Genomic DNA, 18,780 nt, shown 5'->3' on the forward strand with positions numbered 1-18,780 from the left:
AAACACATGAACATCTATATAAACGGCACCGGTTGTATATCGCCGCAGGAAACTGCCCAGATAGGTCCCTTATTCGCTACGCTGAGGGAATACGAACAGGTGCGTCTGTCGACCGTTGATCCTGACTACAAACAATGGATCGACCTGAAACAGATCCGCAGAATGAGCCGGGTAGTGAAAATGGGCGTAGGTGCGGCTAACCTGAGTATGGAAGAAGCAGGTATTGCCATGCCGGATGCAATCATCACCGGTACAGCGTATGGCTGCCTCGATGATACAGGTGTATTTCTTAATAAAATGGTATCGCAGCACGAGGAAATGTTGACTCCTACTGCGTTTATACAATCTACACACAATACCGTAGGTGGACAGATAGCCCTGATCATGGGTTGTAATGCCTACAACAATACCTTCGTTCACCGTGGATTTTCATTTGAGAATTCCCTACTGGATGCCATGATGATACTGCGGGAAGGCGAAGCTAAAAACGTGCTCACAGGAGGTTTAGACGAAATTACCAATTACAGCCACCAGATACTTTCCCGTTTTGGCATCTATAAAAAAGAGCCGGTGAAAACGATGGAGCTGCTGAATAGTCCTGTACGTGGCACTATTGCTGGCGAAGGTGCGGCTTTCTTTACACTGAGTACAGAAAAAGGGGCCCATGCGGCAGCAGAACTGGTGGGCATCTCCACACTATATAAGCCAATGTGGGAGGGAGAAGTAATCGGTCATATCGTAAAATTTCTGGAAGAACATGATACTTCTCTGGGAGATATCGACCTGCTGGTAACCGGCAGAAACGGCGATATCGATCAGGATGAGATGTATGAAGAAGTTGCAGCAGCCTTATTTCCGGAGCATCCGGAGGCCTGCTTCAAACATCTTTGCGGAGAATATCCTACTGCGATGGCCTTCGGAATGTGGATGGCCAACAGGATGATCGCGGAGCAGGATGCACCAGATGCAGCCATGTTCTACGGACAGGCGCCAGCTAAACTGAAAAATATTTTAATCTATAATCATCACCAGGGAACACACCATTCCCTGATATTGCTGCGTGCATGCTGAGTTACAGGTTCTCGCTCATATTAACCTTAGTGGCGCTGCTGATAATAACCGTTGCCAAATATATGATGGGATACCATCAGATATCAGGCTGGTGGTACCTGTTAGCGGGGATACATATTGGGTTGTGTGTATGGGGAGCTATTAACGTGCGTTCCGGTTTTTTTATCAAAACCTTATCATCTGCCCAAACAACAAAAAAAACAGTAGCACTTACCTTCGACGATGGGCCACTGCCGGAATATACACCACGTATACTGGATATACTCAAAGCACACCAGGTGAAGGCCGTATTTTTTTGTATTGGCAGGCATATTCCTGATAACGAGGACTTACTGCAACGTATACACGAAGAAGGGCATGTTATCGGAAATCATTCCTACTGCCATGATTTCTGGTTTGATATGTACAACTGGCGCCGCATGGAGCTGGACCTGCTGAATATGAACGACATGGCAGAGAATGTATTGGATGTACAGCCGCGCCTGTTCAGACCTCCGTATGGAGTTACCAATCCAAACCTGGCCACAGCAGTGCGTAAAACCAATATGACTGCCATCGGGTGGAATATACGTTCGCTGGATACCGTTGCTAAAGATGAACAAAAGCTATTGGAACATATTCTTTCCAAACTCAAGCCTGGCGCAGTAATTCTGTTGCACGATACCTGCAGGATTACGGCTGATATTTTACCGGCACTGATTGAAGGCATTCGCCAACGTGGTTATGAATTGGAGAGAGTAGATAAATTATTAAAAATACCCGCTTATGCGTAAATGGATATTATGGGTAATGTGTGTGTGCTTCTCGCTACAAATACAAGCCCAGACAGGATTTAAACCAGTGACGGATATGACTCCGCTGAAGCAGCAGTTTGCAAAGGCAGCACAAAACACACAAACGATTCAGTGTGATTTTGTGCAGGAGAAAAATCTCAGTATGCTGTCTGATAAAATCACCAGCAAAGGGAAATTCTGGTTTAAGAAAGATAATAAGGTAAGAATGGAATATCAGCAGCCATCTTATTATCTGATGGTGATGAATGGTAGCCAGATCAGGATCAAGGATGCCCAGAAAGAAAATAAAGTGAATGGGAAGTCCAATAAGATCTTTGAGCAGGTTAATAAAATTACGGTGGACTGTGTAAGAGGGACGGTGCTGGATAATACCGACTTTAGTACCAAAGCATCTGAAAATGCACAATACTACAAGTTGGAAATGGTGCCTGCCAATAAGGCCATGAAAGATTATTTCAATAAAATCACGTTGCTGGTAGATAAGCAGGATTATTCTGTGTCGAAGATCACGATGGAAGAACCATCTGGCGATGATACGACCATCAGCTTTTTACATAAACAACTGAATGCAAATATTCCGGATGCGTTATTTTCTGCTAAGTAGTGTCGTTTTGTTGGTGCTGGCGGGTACTGGTTGCCGTTCTGTATATAAAGGGCTGCAACGTAAAGATTCCGCCGATGTGAATTGTATAGCGCAGTTCAGGCCGACGTTTACAAATACACTCTACAGTACGCAGGTGAATATTTTAAAGCATCATCTCAGCGGACTGGTATTTCTGAAGCAAATGCCCGACAGCTCACTCAGGATTGTGTTTGCAAACGAGATGGGCTTTAAGTTCTTCGATTTTGAATATGATAAAGATGGCAGATTTACCAAGCACTTTATCATTCCCAAGATGGATAAACCGGCCGTGGTGAAGGCTTTGAATCAGGATCTGGCGCTGGTGTTACTACGCCCGGATTTAAGCCAGGCCCATGTAGCTGTTGAAAATAATGAAAGATTTGTAGTTGTTCCTACAGAAAAAGGAAATAATTACTATATAACGGATAACGACTGCACGAAACTGTTACGTATTGAAAAATCCTCTGTACGTAAGCCGGTGGTACGCGTAACGATGGCGCATTATCAGAACGGTGTTCCTGACAGTATCTACATCCGTCATCTAAATTTTAAATTTAATATCTCCCTGCAAAGGGTCGAAAAAAAATAACCGAATATGTTAGCAGGTAACTTTTATACTGTAATAGCACAACAGCAGGAACCAGGACAGGTAAATGCAACCATTGAATTTAACGGCTCACACCCGATTTTTGGTGGCCACTTTCCTGAGCAGCCAGTGGTACCTGGTGTTTGTATGATACAGACGATCACTGAGTTTCTGGGTGCTGCCATTTCACGCAAAGCCGTGCTGAAAAAGGCGACCAATATGAAATTCATGAATATGATCGATCCACGTAAAACGCCGGTAGTAGATATTCAGGTACAGTATAAAGAAGAAGAGGCAGGTCTGAAAGTGACAGCAGTGCTGAAGCGCGACGATATGACCTTTATGAAGTTCCAGGGACTGTTTAATTAATTGCATGTCCGCTACACCTACACATAACGAATTATTTGAGCAGCACCGCGTGGCGGTGCTGATTCCTACTTATAACAATGCCACCACACTGGGGGCAGTGATAAAGGACGCGCTGACCTATACCCATCATGTAATTGTGGTAAACGATGGCGCTACCGATCATACTGCTGAGGTGCTGGTATCACACCCTTCTGTACAGCTAGTTTCGTATAGTCCTAACCGTGGTAAGGGAATAGCGTTGCGCAAGGGCTTTAGCTATGCCAAAGAGCAGGGCTACGACTATGTCATCACCATGGATGCAGACGGGCAGCACTTTGCGAGCGACCTTCCGGTGTTACTGAATAAGATCAGTGAAGATCCGGATGCGCTGGTGATAGGCGCCCGAAACCTGCAACAGGAGAACATGCCGGGAAAAAATACTTTTGCCAATAAATTCTCCAACTTCTGGTTTTATGTGGAAACAGGGCTGAAAATGCCTGATACGCAGTCTGGCTACCGCTTGTATCCTTTGCATAGAATGGGAAACAGCCAATACTGGTGCACCAAATATGAATTTGAGATAGAAGTACTGGTACGTAGCGCCTGGAAAGGAATTAAGATAGACTGGGCGCCGGTTAAGGTCTATTATCCGCCGGCAGAAGAGCGCGTTTCGCATTTCAGGCCTTTCCGCGATTTCTCCCGTATCTCTGTGCTGAACACCGTATTGGTATTCATTACACTGATATATATCAAACCGAGGGACGTTATCCGTTATCTCTCCAAATGGGATAACTGGAAGCGTATGTGGAAAGAGGAAGTGCTGAACCCGACAGAAAGTAATAGTAAGAAGGCAGCAGCGATAGGCTTTGGTGTATTTATGGGAATAGTGCCTATCTGGGGCTTTCAGCTGCTGGTAGCGATATTATTATCAATAAAATTTAAATTAAATAAAGCATTGGTGGTACTGGCTGCACATATCAGTACACCGCCATTGACGGTGCTGGTATTATATGCCAGCTTTATCACCGGAAAGATGTATCTGGGGCAGTCTTCCAAGGATTTGATTTTCCTGGGGCAGAGCCTTGCGCAGATGAAAAAAACTGCCATGGAGAATCTCCTGCAGTACGTGCTGGGCGCATGCACATTGGCAGTTGCTGCCGGAATTTTATCGTGGCTGGTGAGTCTGGCCGTTTTATCCATATTCAGAAAAAAGAAACCTCTTCAGGATTTTCAGGAACAATAAAAAATGAGTACTCTCTTCGTAGCGATATATAATTTTTTTGAACGCCATAAAACATGGCTATGGATCGCCACTGTCCTGAGTTTCCTGCTGGCAGGCTTTTTCGCCAGTAAGGTAAAGCTGGAAGAAGACATTACCAAAATATTACCGCAGGATAAGAAGCTGGATAAACTACAACAGGTTTTCCAGGATTCTAAATTTGCAGACAAGCTGATACTGACTATCTCACAAAAAGATAGTGCCGGGCCGGCGCAACCTGATAGCCTGGTTGCCTATGCGGCGGCCTTCACCAGTAAAGCAAATACTAATTTATCTCCCTATATAAAAAATATTCAGGCACAGGTGCAGGACTCCACGGTTATGGGCCTGATGCAGCTGATACAAACGAACCTTCCGATTTTTCTGGAAGAAAAAGACTATGCAAGAATTGACCAGCTGCTACAGCCGGATACCTTGCAAAAGTCATTACAATACGATTATAATACGCTGATATCTCCGGCCGGACTGGTGTTGAAGAAGATGATACAGGTAGACCCTGTAGGGATTTCCTGGATTGGTGTAAAGAAATTACAGCAATTGCAGGCAGATGATCAGTTTGAGTTATATGATAATTATGTGATGACGAAAGACCATCGTCATCTGATGGTGTTTATTACACCGTCTAATCCGCCAACGGCGACAAAAGTAAATACACAGTTCCTGGCGGGTGTGGATAAGATCCAGGACACCTTAAAGCAGGAATATCCTGGTGTATATGCATCCTATTTTGGTGGAACCGCTGTTTCGGCAGGGAATGCCAGCCAGTTACGGCAGGATACCATGCTCACGCAGGGGATTACTGTATTGCTGCTGGTAGCATTGATAGCACTGTTTTTCAGGAAGAAGCGCGCACCGGTAGTAATTATGTTGCCGGTAGTTTTCGGTGCATTGTTTTCACTGGCATGGGTATATATCATTAAGGGGCATATCTCTGTGGTGGCGCTGGGCGCAGGTTCTGTGGTACTGGGTATTGCGGTGAATTACTCGTTGCACGTCTTTAATCACTTCCGTCATACCAGTAATGTGCGGGAGGTGATCCGTGACCTGGCAATGCCAATGACGCTGGGTAGTTTCACTACAGTGGGTGGCTTTTTATGCCTTCAATTTGTAAAGTCACCGATGCTGCATGACATAGGATTGTTTGCAGCGTTGAGTTTGATAGGTGCAGCGTTGTTCTCCCTGATATTCCTTCCGCACTGGGTTGTAATTGGACATAAGCAGGATGTTGTTCATCATCATAAAGAAAACTGGATCGATAAAATTGCCGATTACAAGCCGGAGAAAAATAAGTGGCTGGTAGGCGGGATTGTTGTGCTGACGGTATTTTTCTTCTTTACGGCCGGTAACGTGAGCTTTGAAAGTGACATGATGCGTATGAATTTCATGTCGCCGGAGCTGAAGAAATCAGAAGCACACCTGAATGCGGTCAATGCCTATGTAGCGCAATCCGTATACGTTGTGTCTGATGGCGACAACATGGAATCAGCGCTGGAACATACAGAGCAGCTGATGCCGGTGATTCATGAGCTACAGGAAAAAGGAGTTATTAAGAAGGTAGCAGGCGTACAGTCGTTGCTGTTATCTGCCAAAGAGCAGCAGGAGCGTATAGCCCGCTGGAATGCTTACTGGACGCCACAAAAGAAGCAGGAGGTGTTGTCTTACCTTCGCACCCACGGAAAAGAAATAGGCTTTAGCGCTACCGCTTTCGATAAATTTGATCAGCTGTTATCTGAAGATTATAAAATACTTTCCCCGGAATCTATTGATATTATTAAGAGTGGATCATTGGGAGATTATATCATGCAGCGCAATGGCAATACTTCCCTGGTGACACTCTTAAAGGTAGACCCGGCACATAAGCAGGAAGTATATGATGCGCTGGACAAGCATCCGCATACCACTGTTCTCGACAAACAATACGCTGCAAACAGGCTGGTGGAGGTGATCAGGAATGAGTTTAAAAGTATTGCCTGGATGACATCCTTACTGGTATTTACTGCTTTGCTGATTTCCTACGGCCGCATTGAGCTGGCATTGATCACCTTTGTGCCGATGGCCATCAGCTGGGTGTGGATACTGGGAATAATGGGGTTGTTTGGTATCAAATTCAATATTGTAAATATCATTCTTTCAGAATTTATTTTCGGTTTGGGAGATGATTACAGCATATTCATGATGGATGGGTTGTTGCAGGAATACAAGACCGGCAAGAAAACCATTTCTTCTTTCAAGTCAAGCATCTTCCTTTCCGCACTTACCACTATTCTTGGATTGGGTGTACTCATATTTGCACAGCATCCTTCGCTGAAGTCTATTGCCCTGATTTCCATTATTGGTATTACTACGGTGGTACTGATTTCACAGGTAATGATACCGGTGCTTTTCAACTGGCTGATTACCAAACGTACCAGTAAAGGCTTTGCACCGTGGACGTTGAAAGGTTTATTTGTAACGATATTTTCATTTACTTACTTCACACTGGGCTGCTTTCTCATGACAGGCATAGGCTGGATACTGATCCGCCTGAACCCATTCAATAAAGAGAAGGGCAAGCTGCTGTACCATAAACTACTTTCTGCGTATACCCGTTCTGTAATATATATCATGGGTAATGTGCGTAAGAAGATCATTAACCCATTGAATGAAAACCTGGATACACCTGCGGTGGTTATCTCCAACCACCAGTCTTTCCTGGATATCCTGGTATCAACGATGCTGCATCCGAAGGTAATTTTGCTCACCAATCAATGGGTGTGGAGATCGCCGGTGTTCGGGTCGGTAGTGCGGCTGGCAGACTATTACCCCGTGGCCGATGGTGCAGAGGGGGCTATTGAAAAGTTGCGTGACCGCGTGAAAGAAGGGTATTCCATCATGGTATATCCGGAAGGAACGCGTAGTGCTGATCCTGGTATCAAGCGTTTCCATAAGGGCGCGTTTTTCATTGCACAGGAATTAGGGTTGGATATATTACCGATCGTAATACACGGTACCGCCTATACGATGCAGAAGGGCGACTTTCTGCTGAAAGACGGGCAAATCACTGTGAAGTACCTGCCAAGAATTACAAAGGAAGACATCAGCTGGGGAGAAAACTACAGCGCACGTACGAAAACTATCAGCCGCTACTTTAAAGCAGAGTATGAGCAACTGCGGAAAGAAAAGGAAACACCGAAGTACTTCCGGGAGCAACTGACCTATAACTACATCTACAAAGGGCCTGTGCTGGAATGGTACATGCGTATCAAAACGCGCATGGAAGGCAACTATAAACAGTTCCATGAGCTGCTGCCGAAACGCGGTAAGATCATGGATATTGGCTGTGGATATGGATTTATGTCGTATATGCTGGCCTGGTTGTCGCCGGAGCGTGAGATAACCGGTATCGACCACGATGAAGATAAAATCGTTACTGCACAACATAACTATTCAAAAACAGGTAATGTGCATTTTATCTGTGCTGATATTGCAGATATTACCCTGGAAAAACAGGATGCATTTATATTGAGTGATGTCATGCATTACCTGAATGAAGAAGAGCAGGAACAGGTGCTGGCGCAGTGTATCAATGCCCTGACGGATAATGGCGTCATCGTTTTGCGTGACGGCGATGCCGACAGGAAGCAACGCCACGAAGGCACTAAGTTTACAGAAGTATTAAGTACAAAAGTTTTTGGTTTCAATAAAACAGGAAGAACAGGTTTAACCTTTCTTTCGGCATCGGGTATACGAAATATCATCCGGAAATATGGAGCTGTAGCAGAAGAAATAGACAATACCCGTTATACATCTAACGTCATATTTGTTATCCGTAAATCCCCCCAAAAAATGTATGCACAACAATGAGGTCATACTAATCGGTAGTGGTCTTGGTGGCCTTGTAACCGGTGCTATACTGAGCATGAACGGTTATAAGGTACGCATATACGAAAAAAACCGTCAGATCGGTGGTTGTTTGCAGACCTATTCCCGGGACAAAGTCATCTTTGATTCCGGTGTCCACTATATCGGTGGACTGGCGCCGGGAGAGAACCTGTACAAGGTTTTCAATTACCTGGGTATTCTGGACAAGCTGAAGCTGAAACGCATGGATATGGATGGTTTCGACCACATTTCCTTTGGCGGCGATGCTAAAGTATATAAGCTGGCACAGGGAAAAGAGAATTTTATCTCCACACTGGTAAAGGATTTTCCGGAAGAGAAAGCCGCTATCCATGCCTATTATGAAAAGATAAAAGAAGTATGTAGCAAGTTCCCTTTGTACAATCTTCGCCTTGGCGACTATGAAGAAAAAAGGAGTGTGCTGCATTTCAATGCTGCCGAGTATTTACAGGAACTTACCGGCAATACGCGGTTACGGAATGTGCTGGCAGGAAACAACCTGCTCTATGCGGGTGTGGCTGCTAAAACGCCGTTGTATGTACATGCATTGGTGGTCAACAGCTATATGAACAGTTCCTGGAAATGTGTGGATGGAGGTTCTCAGATTGCCAAGTGGCTGGGCCGCCGTATCATGGAGAATGGTGGTGAAATCATCCGTAACAATGGTGTAACCGCCATAGTAGGTGAGGGTGATAAAGTAGATCATATCCTGCTACAGGATGGAAAAAAGGTGAAGGGAGATCATTTTATTTCTAACCTGCATCCCGCGCAGACAACGGCTATGACGCAAAGTGATATGCTTCGTGGCGCTTATCGCAACAGGATGCAGTCGCTCGAAAATTCTACCGGCGCCTTTGTACTGAATGTGGCCTTGAAGCCGGGTACTTTCCCTTATCTCAACCATAACTACTATTACCATGCCTCCGACGATGCATGGGCAGGTATTCATTATCAGACTGGAACCTGGCCTGAAACATACGCGATGTATGTATCTGCCAGCTCGAAGAATGACGTATGGGCCGATAGTCTGAGCATAATGACGTATATGCATTATGATGAATTACAGCCATGGCAGCATACTTTCAATACCGTATTACAACCCGACAGCAGGGGAGCTGCGTATGAGGACTTCAAAAAAGCGAAGGCAGACCAGCTGATAACCTGTGTGGAAAAGCGTTTTCCGCGCTTCAGGGATTGTATACAGTCTTATTATGTAGCCACCCCATTGTCCTACCGCGATTATATCGGTACAGGGGATGGCAGTATGTATGGCGTACTGAAGGACAGTAAAGAACCACTGCGTACGATGGTGTCATCCCGTACAAAGCTGGCTAATTTGTATCTTACAGGTCAAAACCTGAACTTACATGGAATTTTGGGAGTGACGATGAGCAGTGTGATTACGGCATCGGAATTCCTGGGTATGGAACATCTTGTAACAGCAATTAACAATGTATCAGCAAACGACGTATAGTACAGCAAACAGGAAGAAGAAACGCAGCGGCTGGAGGAAACTCGGCAGGGCGCTGCTATGGATATTCGGAACGATATTGGTGCTGTTTATTGCACTGGCAATATATCTGGTAGTGGTAAGTAAAATAGACCCGCCGAAGATCGCCAATACCGATGCGTTGAAGCTGGAACGTAAAGAAATAGCGCCAGGCGCCTATACACTGGGCAATAACTGGTTCAGGCACAGCAACAGCGGACTCTATGAAATGTACGTGGAAGGCGCGCCCTTTGAACGCGGCGTTGCAAATGGAAAGCTCTCCAAAGAGCTGATCATTCGTCAGGAGGATAATTTTATCGCACAGATCAGTAAAATGATCCCATCTAACTTCTATCGTCATTTTTTAAAATATTTTATCGGATTCTTTAACAGGCATCTGGCAGAGAATGTAGCAGCAGAATTCCAGGAAGAAATCTATGGAGAATCTTTTTCTGCCTCTCCCAACTACGACTATATCGGCAGTAACTATGAGCGTTTGATGAACTATCATGCTGCACATGATATCGGGCATGCCTTGCAGGGAATGGCGCTGGTAGGATGTACTTCCTTTGCCACCTGGGATGAGCAGTCGGCAGACAGCAACCTGATCATAGGCCGCAACTTTGACTTCTATATGGGAGATAAGTTTGCCGAAGATAAGATGGTGGTGTTTTATCATCCGGAGAAGGGTTACAACTTTATGTTTGTTACCTGGGGCGGGTTTACAGGCGTTGTTTCCGGTATGAACGATCAGGGACTTACCGTGACCATCAATGCCGCCAGAACAGACGTGCCTTTCGGGGCCGCTACGCCGGTGTCACTCGTGGCAAGAGAGATTCTGCAATATGCCAGAACGATAGACGAAGCCTGGGCCATTGCCTCCAAACGTAAAATGTTTGTTTCTGAATCGTTCCTGATAGGTAGTGCCATCGATAACAAAGCCGTGGTGATTGAAAAAACACCTACCGGCATGGATAGATATAGTACCAATGAACATTTCATTACCTGTACCAATCACTTCCAGGGCGACTCCCTGCGCGTGCTGGCATCAAATAAATTGCAGGTTGCTGAAAGCGCCTCTGCGTACCGCTATCAGCGCCTTACAGAACTGATGAAGCGCAACGGGCCTAACACCGTTCAGAAAACGGTTGACATCCTTCGTGACAGAAGGGGTCTGCATGATGCAAACATTGGTATGGGCAATGAGAAAGCAATTAACCAGTTTATTGCACACCACGCCATCGTTTTTGAACCGAAGAAAAAGCTGGTGTGGGTGTCTACAGCGCCTTTCCAGATGGGCGAATTCGTGGGTTATGACCTGAATAAAATATTCAGTATGCATGGCCTGGATTCGAACCATGAAGTATATGATTCGGCATTGACCATTCCTGCAGATAGTTTCCTGGTAACAAAAGATTATGCTGACTGGAAAGCATTCCATCAGCTACGTGAGGATATGTCTGACGGTAAGGCAGTAGACCTGAAAGCTATGGTGGCATTGAATCCTGAGTGGTACCATACTTATGTGCTGGCAGGGGATTATTCCTATAAGCATAAAGATTTTGCAGCAGCAAAAGGATATTACAAAACTGCGCTTACCAAAGTAATCGCTACGAAGGGAGAGGAGAACCATATCCGCAAGCAGCTGGAGTTGTCAGAGAAAGCATTACAGAAAAAATAGTTATTATGATCATAGGTATAGGTACAGATATCGTGGAAATAGACAGGATAGCAGGTAAGCTTGCTAAGGGTACTGGTTTCCGGAATCTTGTATTTACCCCTTTTGAGATTGAATATTGCGAGCAACAGGCGAAACCGGCCGCTTCTTATGCCGCGCGTTTTGCCGCCAAGGAAGCGCTTTTAAAAGCCTTGGGAACAGGTTGGGGCAATGGCAATATAAATTTTGATCAGATAGAAATCCGTAATGATACGTACGGAAAACCTGCATTGTTTTTAATCAATGGGGCAGAAGAAGCATACCAGCGCTTGCAGATTAAGCAGGTATGGGTGTCGTTGTCGCACGAAAAAAACAATGCCATTGCGATGGTTGTCCTGGAGGGATAGCCGTACATTTAACCATAACAGTATTACTATGTTCATACCCGATATAGAGTTACAGTCGCCAGCAGCCATCAGGGCCTTCCAGGAAAAGGAAGTGCTGCATATGATCGGTTATCTGCAACAGTTCTCGCCATTTTATAAAGACTGGTTTAAGCAACATAACATTCAGGCAGATGCCATTACATCGCTGGATGACCTGCATAAAATTCCGCCGGTTACCAAGGAGGCGTTGCAGGAGCATAACTGGGATTTTTTATGTGTAGATAAAAGTAAGATCGCGGAGTATACCACCACCTCCGGAACGCTGGGAAGGCCGGTGATCATCGCTTTAACAGAGAAAGACCTGCAACGGCTTACCTATAATGAGTACATTTCTTTCAGCTGTGCCGATGGCCGCGACAGTGATATATTTCAGCTGATGCTGACGCTGGACCGTCAGTTTATGGCTGGTATGGCGTATTATAACGGTATCCGTAAACTCGGTGCAGGTGTGCTTCGTGTAGGCCCGGGCGTGCCAGGCATGCAGTGGGAGAACATAGAAAGAATCAAGCCTACCACCATTGTGGGCGTGCCTTCTTTCCTTGTGAAGCTGATCGCTTACGCCAAAGAACATAACATAGATATCAACAGTACCTCTGTTAAAAAAGCAGTTTGTATTGGAGAGAATATACGTAATACAGATTTTTCGTTGAATGTGTTAGGGAAGAAGATTACAGAGCAGTGGAACATACAGCTTTATTCGACCTATGCGTCAACAGAAATGCAGACAGCGTTTACAGAGTGTAAAGCAGGGCAGGGTGGGCATCATCATCCTGAGTTGCTGTACATAGAGTTGCTGGACGATAACAATCAACCGGTGGGCCCTGGCCAGGATGGTGAGGTAACCATTACTACTCTTGGTGTAGAAGGTATGCCCCTGCTGCGTTACAAGACAGGAGATATCTGCCGTTATTATCCGGAGCCTTGCAGCTGTGGCAGGCAGACGTTGCGATTGTCGCCGGTGATAGGCCGTAAGAAGCAGATGCTGAAGTTTAAAGGAACTACTTTATATCCGCCGGCATTGTTTGATTTGCTGAATGATATGGGTGAGGTGCGTGAGTTTGTGGTAGAGGTGCAATCCAATGAGCTGGGCACTGATGAGATACTGCTGCATTTGTGGCCGCTGGAAGAATCGGAGGAGATGGACAGGAAGATACGTTCCTATTTACAGGCAAAGCTGCGTGTGATTCCGCAGATAAAATATTGTAGTCAGGGAGAGATTATGAAGTTGTTGTTTCCGGAGAATAGCAGGAAGCCGGTGAAGTTTGTAGATAACAGGAAATAAATTTTTTAGCGATAATGAAATGGTCCCTTTGCTTGCTGGCAAAGGGATTTTTCGTTTAATGATGTTATCATAATGATTCGTTCATTGCGTTCAGCAATGAAGGGGTTGTTCATTTTCATTCGGGGATTTTTGGGTGCTGGTGCCGGGTAATTTTGTGGGCATGTTTATTAATCCCCCACACGAAATAGATATAGAAATTGATGGTCTTACGGATAGCATTGTTTGTTGTAAGACGGATACTCGTTATGAGACAAAAATTTTGAAATTAGAGGAGCAGGATTTAAAGCGACTGCAAATGCGGAAGGGTTGGAAGTTTGACTGGTCAATAGAATATGGTTATGCGGACAGACAGGTATATAAGCTAGTGATAGCTGGCAAAGAAAAGATAATACAAGGAGTAGTTAGTTGTAGACCTAACTATGATCATTTTATAATGCATACAATTGAAAGTGCTCCTGCTAACATAGGAAAGAAAAAGAAATATCGGGGTGTAGCTGGTAATCTTGTTGCTTATGTTTGCAAGCTGTCATTAGATCATGGATATAATGGTGTTATATTATTTACACCGAAAACTAATTTAGTTGAACATTATATTGAAACTTTAAATGCAGTGATTTTTAGGGACCAAAAAATGGTTATATTTGAAGAGGCAGCACAAACGCTAATTAATAAATATTTTCCCACTTAAATTGTACTTTATGGGCCGAACAATAGATCCGGATTTATTTGAGGGTACGGTTGCTCCAACAACGGAAAAAGATCTTGAATTTTTTAGAAATTATTTTCGCATATGCAAATCAATTGGTAGGTATGTTATAGGTGCACCGCGCAAACGCAAACGCCGACTTAGCCGTTGGTCAAGGAAATTCAATAATCAATAAAAATAGAAAAGGTTAATCATCCGATTAACCTTTTTTTATTCCCAGAATCAAAATGATCTGTTCTTTTCATTCACTTTTTAGATCGCTTATTCTGTTTCATTCAGCGATTTATAATGGTATGAACATCTGTAAATTGCGGCTATGGAATTCAAAAATATAAAAGGTGTAGCGCCACGAAATTATGATGATTACGAACCTGGTTACGCTGGCTCACAGAGGTATAAATATACCAGGAAGGATAAGATGATTATAAGCATGATTTTTAGAGTCCATAAGGCCACAGGTAAGATCATGAAATGGCCGCCTAACAGACGTAAACGACCATTTAGCTTTTGGTCAAGGAAATTCTGATGCGCTAGAATTTAAACTGCGCCACCATCTCCGGATTATCCAGCTTTGTGCTCTGCCTTTTACCTCCTACAATCACATGAATCATATTTATCTGTGAACTATGCTGTTCGTATAGCACATCGTTTCTTACTTCCACATTTTTAGGTGCCGGCACGCCTTCTGCTTCGAGGAAACTCCATACGGCATCTTCCTCTATCTTATATCCGATAAAATGTAATGGGATCACTTTCCCATCCGCTTTTATGATCAGGTGCTGGGAGAGATAGGTCGCGATAAATCCTTCCACCTGTTTACGGTTAGCTGGCTTCGCAATGTCAAAACTAGTTTTAAACTGCTTTTTAAGCGTATTTTCCAGGTCATCGGCAAAAATCCGGGTACTTACCTGTAATTCCTTTTTCCCCGCATCATGGGTGATTTCTGTGACACTGGCATAGAAAGGATGCATGGTTGTCATCCATAAAGCCAGCCACCATTTACATAACAATAATCCCACTGGACAAAAAATTTGTAAAAGTTTAACTTTTTCAGACTATAATTACCAAATTTAGTCAAAAGTAGTGCAATGGATGGTTTGTATTTTAAGTTGGGTTGGCAGCACATTATCAACTGGGACGCCTATGACCACATATTATTCATAATCGCACTGTGTGCCATGTACCTGTTGAAAGACTGGAAGAAAGTACTGATACTCGTTACCGCCTTCACCATCGGACATTCTATCACACTGGCACTCAGCGTATTGAATATTATTCGTATCCCAAGTGATATCATAGAATTTCTGATACCTGTAACGATATGTATAACTGCGTTAAGTAATATTATACGCAAAGACAGTGAACCGAAAAGAGTACAGTTAAATTATATTTATGCCTTGTTTTTCGGATTAATCCATGGTCTTGGGTTCTCCAACTACCTGAAAAGCATGCTGGGCTCACAGACAAACATCGTGGGGCCGCTGCTGGGATTCAACCTCGGACTCGAATGCGGGCAGATCGTAATTGTAATGGCTATATTACTGATAACAGGTCTTTTTGTCAACCTTTCCGGTGTGAAACGTCGCGACTGGAATATGTGTATTTCATCCGGCGCTTTCGGGATCGCCCTCGTAATGGTGATCGACGGAGCAAAATCTATGTTTTAAAGAGTATTTAATACCGTTTATGAGAAAAAGTTTATTCCTGCTCGGAATGCTGTGCACCGCCAACTTTGCCTTGCACGCACAGAACAATCCGGGCTCCAACCATGGTAATCGCTTCGAACAACTCGGCACCATGTTGCAGTCACCCAACATGTACCGCTCTGCTTCCGGTGCACCAGGACCTAAATACTGGCAGCAACGCGCGGATTACGAAATCGCCGCTGAAATAGACGACGATAAACAGCGCCTCACCGGTGCTGAAACCATCACCTACTTCAACAACTCCCCGGATCCGCTGACCTACATCTGGCTGCAACTGGATGAAAACCAGCACGACGCCAAGAGCGAATTACAAGGTATCAATACCAGCCGTATGTCTGATAAGATGACAATGGCCGGCGTTAACAGCATCCTGAAAGAAGATAAAGACCTCGGCGTTAAAATCGTTAAAGTAACCGATGCCGACGGTAAAGCAGCTACCTATACCATCAACAATACCATGATGCGTATCGACCTGCCTAAACCACTCATGCCTGGTGAAAAATACCGCTTCAAAGTAGACTGGTGGTATAATATCCCGGATCGTATGACCATCGGCGGCCGCGGTGGTTTTGAATATTTCCCGGAAGATAAAAACTACCTCTATACCATTACCCAATGGTACCCACGTCTGGCAGTATATTCTGATTTCCAGGGATGGCAGAACAAACAGTTCTTCGGTTCCGGAGAATTTGCCCTGACCTTCGGTAATTTCCGTGTACGCATGACCGTACCTGCCGACCATGTGGTTGGTGGTACCGGTGAATGCCAGAACTATAAAGAAGTACTGACGCCTGCACAATACCAGCGCTGGCAGCAGGCACAAACCAGCAAGGAACCGGTAGAAGTAGTTACCCTCGATGAGGCTAACAAAGCAATCACCGGTCATGCCAATGCGAAGAAAACATGGGTATACGAAGCATCTAATGTGCGTGACTTCGCCTGGGTATCTTCCCGCCGCCTCGTGTGGGACGCTATGGCTACCAATGTAGAAGGCAACAAGGTAATGGCGATGTCTTATTACGGTAAGGAAGCGTATCCTTTATATCGCCGCTACTCTACCAAAGTAGTTGCGCATACACTGAAATCTTACTCTAAACATACCATTCCATATCCTTACCCATCTGCTATTTCAGTAGAAGCGGCTAATGGTATGGAATATCCGATGATCTGTTTCAACTATGGCCGTGCCGATAAAGACGGTACCTATTCTGAAACAACTAAAAACGGTATGATCGGTGTTATCATCCACGAAGTAGGTCACAACTTCTTCCCGATGATCGTTAACTCCGACGAGCGTCAGTGGACATGGATGGACGAAGGCCTCAATACCTTCTGTCAGTTTATGGCCGAGCAGGAATGGGATAGCAATTTCCCTTCCGGCAGAGGCCCTGCCCACAAGATCGTGGATTATATGAAGATGCCTAAAGATCAGCTGGAGCCTATCATGACCAACTCTGAGAATATCATCAACTTTGGTCCTAATGCATATGCTAAACCGGCTACTGGTCTGAATATACTCCGTGAAACTGTAATGGGTCGTGATCTCTTTGATTTTGCCTTCCGTGAATATGCACGCCGCTGGGCATTCAAACATCCTACACCTGCTGATTTCTTCCGTACCATGGAAGATGCTTCAGCAGTAGACCTGGATTGGTTCTGGCGCGGATGGTTCTTCGGTACGGAGCCTTGCGATATCTCGCTTGATTCCGTGAAATGGTTCCGTATGGATTCTAAAAATCCTGCTGAAAACAACGCTACCGCGAAAACAGCCTACGACAAAAACATGGACCACGTAGCACGCCGCCGCAATAAAGAAGCAGGTGTGAAATATACCGTGGACCAGGATACAAGTCTGCAGGACTTCTACAGCAAATACGATCGTTTTGCCGTATCCAATGAAGATAAAGCAGCCTACCAGCAATATGTGAATAACCTGACACCGGAAGAGAAAAAACTCTACGACAGCAAAAAGAACTTCTACGAAGTAACGCTGAGCAACAAAGGTGGGCTGGTAATGCCGGTTATCCTCGAGTGGACTTTTGCCGATGGTACGAAGGAAACCGACAGAATTCCGGTGTATATCTGGAGAAAAAATGAATTTGAGATCACCAAAGTATTTGCGAAAGACAAACAGGTAGTATCGGTAAAACTCGATCCACAGCGTGAAACCGCTGATATCGACGAAAGCAATAACACCTGGCCACGTCAGATGGCACCTTCTCAGTTCGAACTGTTTAAAGCCGCTAACACAGTACGCGGTGCAAGCACAGGAGATAACCCGATGAAGAAAGCAAAGAACTAATATCGTTTGATATACTAGATAAGCCCGTTTCTACATAGAGACGGGCTTTTTTATTGTAATCCCTGATTTGTTAAATGGCTGGCGGCAGCCACCGCGCGCAGCGCGGAACTCTCCGGATCGATAGCGAAGCTAGCGATCCGCATTATATCAAAATCATCTGCAATTGAATAAATCAATAAATTATAGCAGAATTGTAACAGCATGCTTACGTTATTTTTACTATCACTTATTTGCAAACCGGATACCAGCATAACATCTAACGTTACCCATTACGTGTATGAAGAGAATCTTTGCAGCTTTACCTACAGCATTATAATCCAGGATGATTTGCAACTATATGACAATGGAACTTACATGCTGCAACATTTTAACCATAAAACTGCTATTGGAAGTATGCCACCGGTTACCCGGGAGTATGGAATATATAAATCACATAACGATACATTGGAATTAAAATCAGCCATTGAAGGAGGAAATAGGATATTGACATATTGCTGGGAAAAAAGCAATACATGTCTGAAACCGATTGGTAGTACTGTCGGTTATACTTTGGTGAAAATGGATTATTGGACAAATCAATACCTCCCCGAAAAGAAAATTAAAATAGATACAT

15 protein-coding genes are annotated in these 18,780 nt (G+C 44.5%); 14 read left to right on the forward strand and 1 reads right to left on the reverse strand.

From position 1 onward, the window contains the following. Window positions 1–6: 6 nt before the first annotated feature. From F3J22_RS27380 to F3J22_RS27435, 12 genes are all read left to right on the forward strand, one after another. Entirely contained in the window at window positions 7–1,071 is a 1,065-nt protein-coding gene (locus tag F3J22_RS27380) for a beta-ketoacyl synthase chain length factor (RefSeq protein ID WP_167021164.1), read from the forward strand. Next, window positions 1,065–1,844 (forward strand): polysaccharide deacetylase family protein, encoded by a 780-nt coding sequence (locus tag F3J22_RS27385; RefSeq protein WP_167021165.1) that lies wholly within the window; start codon window positions 1,065–1,067, stop codon window positions 1,842–1,844. Before F3J22_RS27380 ends, F3J22_RS27385 begins: the two co-directional genes overlap by 7 nt. Next, window positions 1,837–2,469, forward strand: coding sequence for an outer membrane lipoprotein carrier protein LolA (locus F3J22_RS27390; protein WP_167021166.1), 633 nt, complete (start codon window positions 1,837–1,839; stop codon window positions 2,467–2,469). The genes F3J22_RS27385 and F3J22_RS27390 overlap by 8 nt, the downstream gene beginning before the upstream one ends. Continuing rightward, on the forward strand, window positions 2,432–3,076 hold the full coding sequence (locus F3J22_RS27395; protein WP_167021167.1) for a hypothetical protein: 645 nt from the start codon (window positions 2,432–2,434) through the stop codon (window positions 3,074–3,076). Before F3J22_RS27390 ends, F3J22_RS27395 begins: the two co-directional genes overlap by 38 nt. 6 nt (window positions 3,077–3,082) lie before the next feature. Then, entirely contained in the window at window positions 3,083–3,442 is a 360-nt protein-coding gene (locus F3J22_RS27400) for a 3-hydroxyacyl-ACP dehydratase (protein WP_167021168.1), read from the forward strand. A gap of 4 nt (window positions 3,443–3,446) precedes the next feature. Beyond that, entirely contained in the window at window positions 3,447–4,664 is a 1,218-nt protein-coding gene (locus F3J22_RS27405; RefSeq protein ID WP_167021169.1) for a DUF2062 domain-containing protein, read from the forward strand. 3 nt (window positions 4,665–4,667) lie between these two features. After that, window positions 4,668–8,543: a trifunctional MMPL family transporter/lysophospholipid acyltransferase/class I SAM-dependent methyltransferase gene (locus tag F3J22_RS27410; protein ID WP_167021170.1), complete on the forward strand. Its 3,876-nt coding sequence runs from the start codon at window positions 4,668–4,670 to the stop codon at window positions 8,541–8,543. After that, window positions 8,530–10,053: an NAD(P)/FAD-dependent oxidoreductase gene (locus F3J22_RS27415; protein ID WP_167021171.1), complete on the forward strand. Its 1,524-nt coding sequence runs from the start codon at window positions 8,530–8,532 to the stop codon at window positions 10,051–10,053. The genes F3J22_RS27410 and F3J22_RS27415 overlap by 14 nt, the downstream gene beginning before the upstream one ends. Further along, entirely contained in the window at window positions 10,031–11,749 is a 1,719-nt protein-coding gene (locus F3J22_RS27420) for a C45 family peptidase (protein WP_167021172.1), read from the forward strand. The genes F3J22_RS27415 and F3J22_RS27420 overlap by 23 nt, the downstream gene beginning before the upstream one ends. Before the next feature lie 5 nt (window positions 11,750–11,754). Further along, the gene (gene acpS / locus F3J22_RS27425; protein ID WP_167021173.1) at window positions 11,755–12,132 is read left to right on the forward strand and encodes a holo-ACP synthase; all 378 of its coding nucleotides are present in this window, start codon (window positions 11,755–11,757) and stop codon (window positions 12,130–12,132) included. 28 nt (window positions 12,133–12,160) lie between these two features. Further along, window positions 12,161–13,453, forward strand: coding sequence for a phenylacetate--CoA ligase family protein (locus F3J22_RS27430; protein WP_167021174.1), 1,293 nt, complete (start codon window positions 12,161–12,163; stop codon window positions 13,451–13,453). A gap of 160 nt (window positions 13,454–13,613) precedes the next feature. Further along, complete coding sequence (locus F3J22_RS27435; protein ID WP_167021175.1) at window positions 13,614–14,141, forward strand: hypothetical protein; 528 nt, start codon at window positions 13,614–13,616, stop codon at window positions 14,139–14,141. 548 nt (window positions 14,142–14,689) lie between these two features. Here the strand turns inward: F3J22_RS27435 and F3J22_RS27440 are convergent. Beyond that, window positions 14,690–15,178: a DUF6702 family protein gene (locus F3J22_RS27440; RefSeq protein ID WP_370459475.1), complete on the reverse strand. Its 489-nt coding sequence runs from the start codon at window positions 15,176–15,178 to the stop codon at window positions 14,690–14,692. Window positions 15,179–15,247: 69 nt separating this feature from the next. On the opposite strand from F3J22_RS27440, the gene F3J22_RS27445 reads away from it, so the two are divergent. Together F3J22_RS27445 and F3J22_RS27450 are read left to right on the forward strand one after the other, a co-directional pair. Beyond that, window positions 15,248–15,826 (forward strand): HupE/UreJ family protein, encoded by a 579-nt coding sequence (locus F3J22_RS27445; RefSeq protein ID WP_167021176.1) that lies wholly within the window; start codon window positions 15,248–15,250, stop codon window positions 15,824–15,826. Between the two features lie 19 nt (window positions 15,827–15,845). Next, window positions 15,846–18,167: a M1 family metallopeptidase gene (locus F3J22_RS27450; RefSeq protein ID WP_167021177.1), complete on the forward strand. Its 2,322-nt coding sequence runs from the start codon at window positions 15,846–15,848 to the stop codon at window positions 18,165–18,167. Window positions 18,168–18,780 lie beyond the last annotated feature (613 nt).

It is taken from the genome of Chitinophaga sp. Cy-1792 (assembly GCF_011752935.1).
GTDB lineage: Bacteria > Bacteroidota > Bacteroidia > Chitinophagales > Chitinophagaceae > Chitinophaga.

Coding starts and splice junctions, on each gene's coding strand:
- F3J22_RS27380 (WP_167021164.1), top strand. CDS start 7: ATGAACATCTATATAAACGGCACCGGTTGTATATCGCCGCAGGAAACT.
- F3J22_RS27385 (WP_167021165.1), top strand. CDS start 1,065: ATGCTGAGTTACAGGTTCTCGCTCATATTAACCTTAGTGGCGCTGCTG.
- F3J22_RS27390 (WP_167021166.1), top strand. CDS start 1,837: ATGCGTAAATGGATATTATGGGTAATGTGTGTGTGCTTCTCGCTACAA.
- F3J22_RS27395 (WP_167021167.1), top strand. CDS start 2,432: ATGCAAATATTCCGGATGCGTTATTTTCTGCTAAGTAGTGTCGTTTTG.
- F3J22_RS27400 (WP_167021168.1), top strand. CDS start 3,083: ATGTTAGCAGGTAACTTTTATACTGTAATAGCACAACAGCAGGAACCA.
- F3J22_RS27405 (WP_167021169.1), top strand. CDS start 3,447: ATGTCCGCTACACCTACACATAACGAATTATTTGAGCAGCACCGCGTG.
- F3J22_RS27410 (WP_167021170.1), top strand. CDS start 4,668: ATGAGTACTCTCTTCGTAGCGATATATAATTTTTTTGAACGCCATAAA.
- F3J22_RS27415 (WP_167021171.1), top strand. CDS start 8,530: ATGCACAACAATGAGGTCATACTAATCGGTAGTGGTCTTGGTGGCCTT.
- F3J22_RS27420 (WP_167021172.1), top strand. CDS start 10,031: ATGTATCAGCAAACGACGTATAGTACAGCAAACAGGAAGAAGAAACGC.
- acpS (WP_167021173.1), top strand. CDS start 11,755: ATGATCATAGGTATAGGTACAGATATCGTGGAAATAGACAGGATAGCA.
- F3J22_RS27430 (WP_167021174.1), top strand. CDS start 12,161: ATGTTCATACCCGATATAGAGTTACAGTCGCCAGCAGCCATCAGGGCC.
- F3J22_RS27435 (WP_167021175.1), top strand. CDS start 13,614: ATGTTTATTAATCCCCCACACGAAATAGATATAGAAATTGATGGTCTT.
- F3J22_RS27445 (WP_167021176.1), top strand. CDS start 15,248: ATGGATGGTTTGTATTTTAAGTTGGGTTGGCAGCACATTATCAACTGG.
- F3J22_RS27450 (WP_167021177.1), top strand. CDS start 15,846: ATGAGAAAAAGTTTATTCCTGCTCGGAATGCTGTGCACCGCCAACTTT.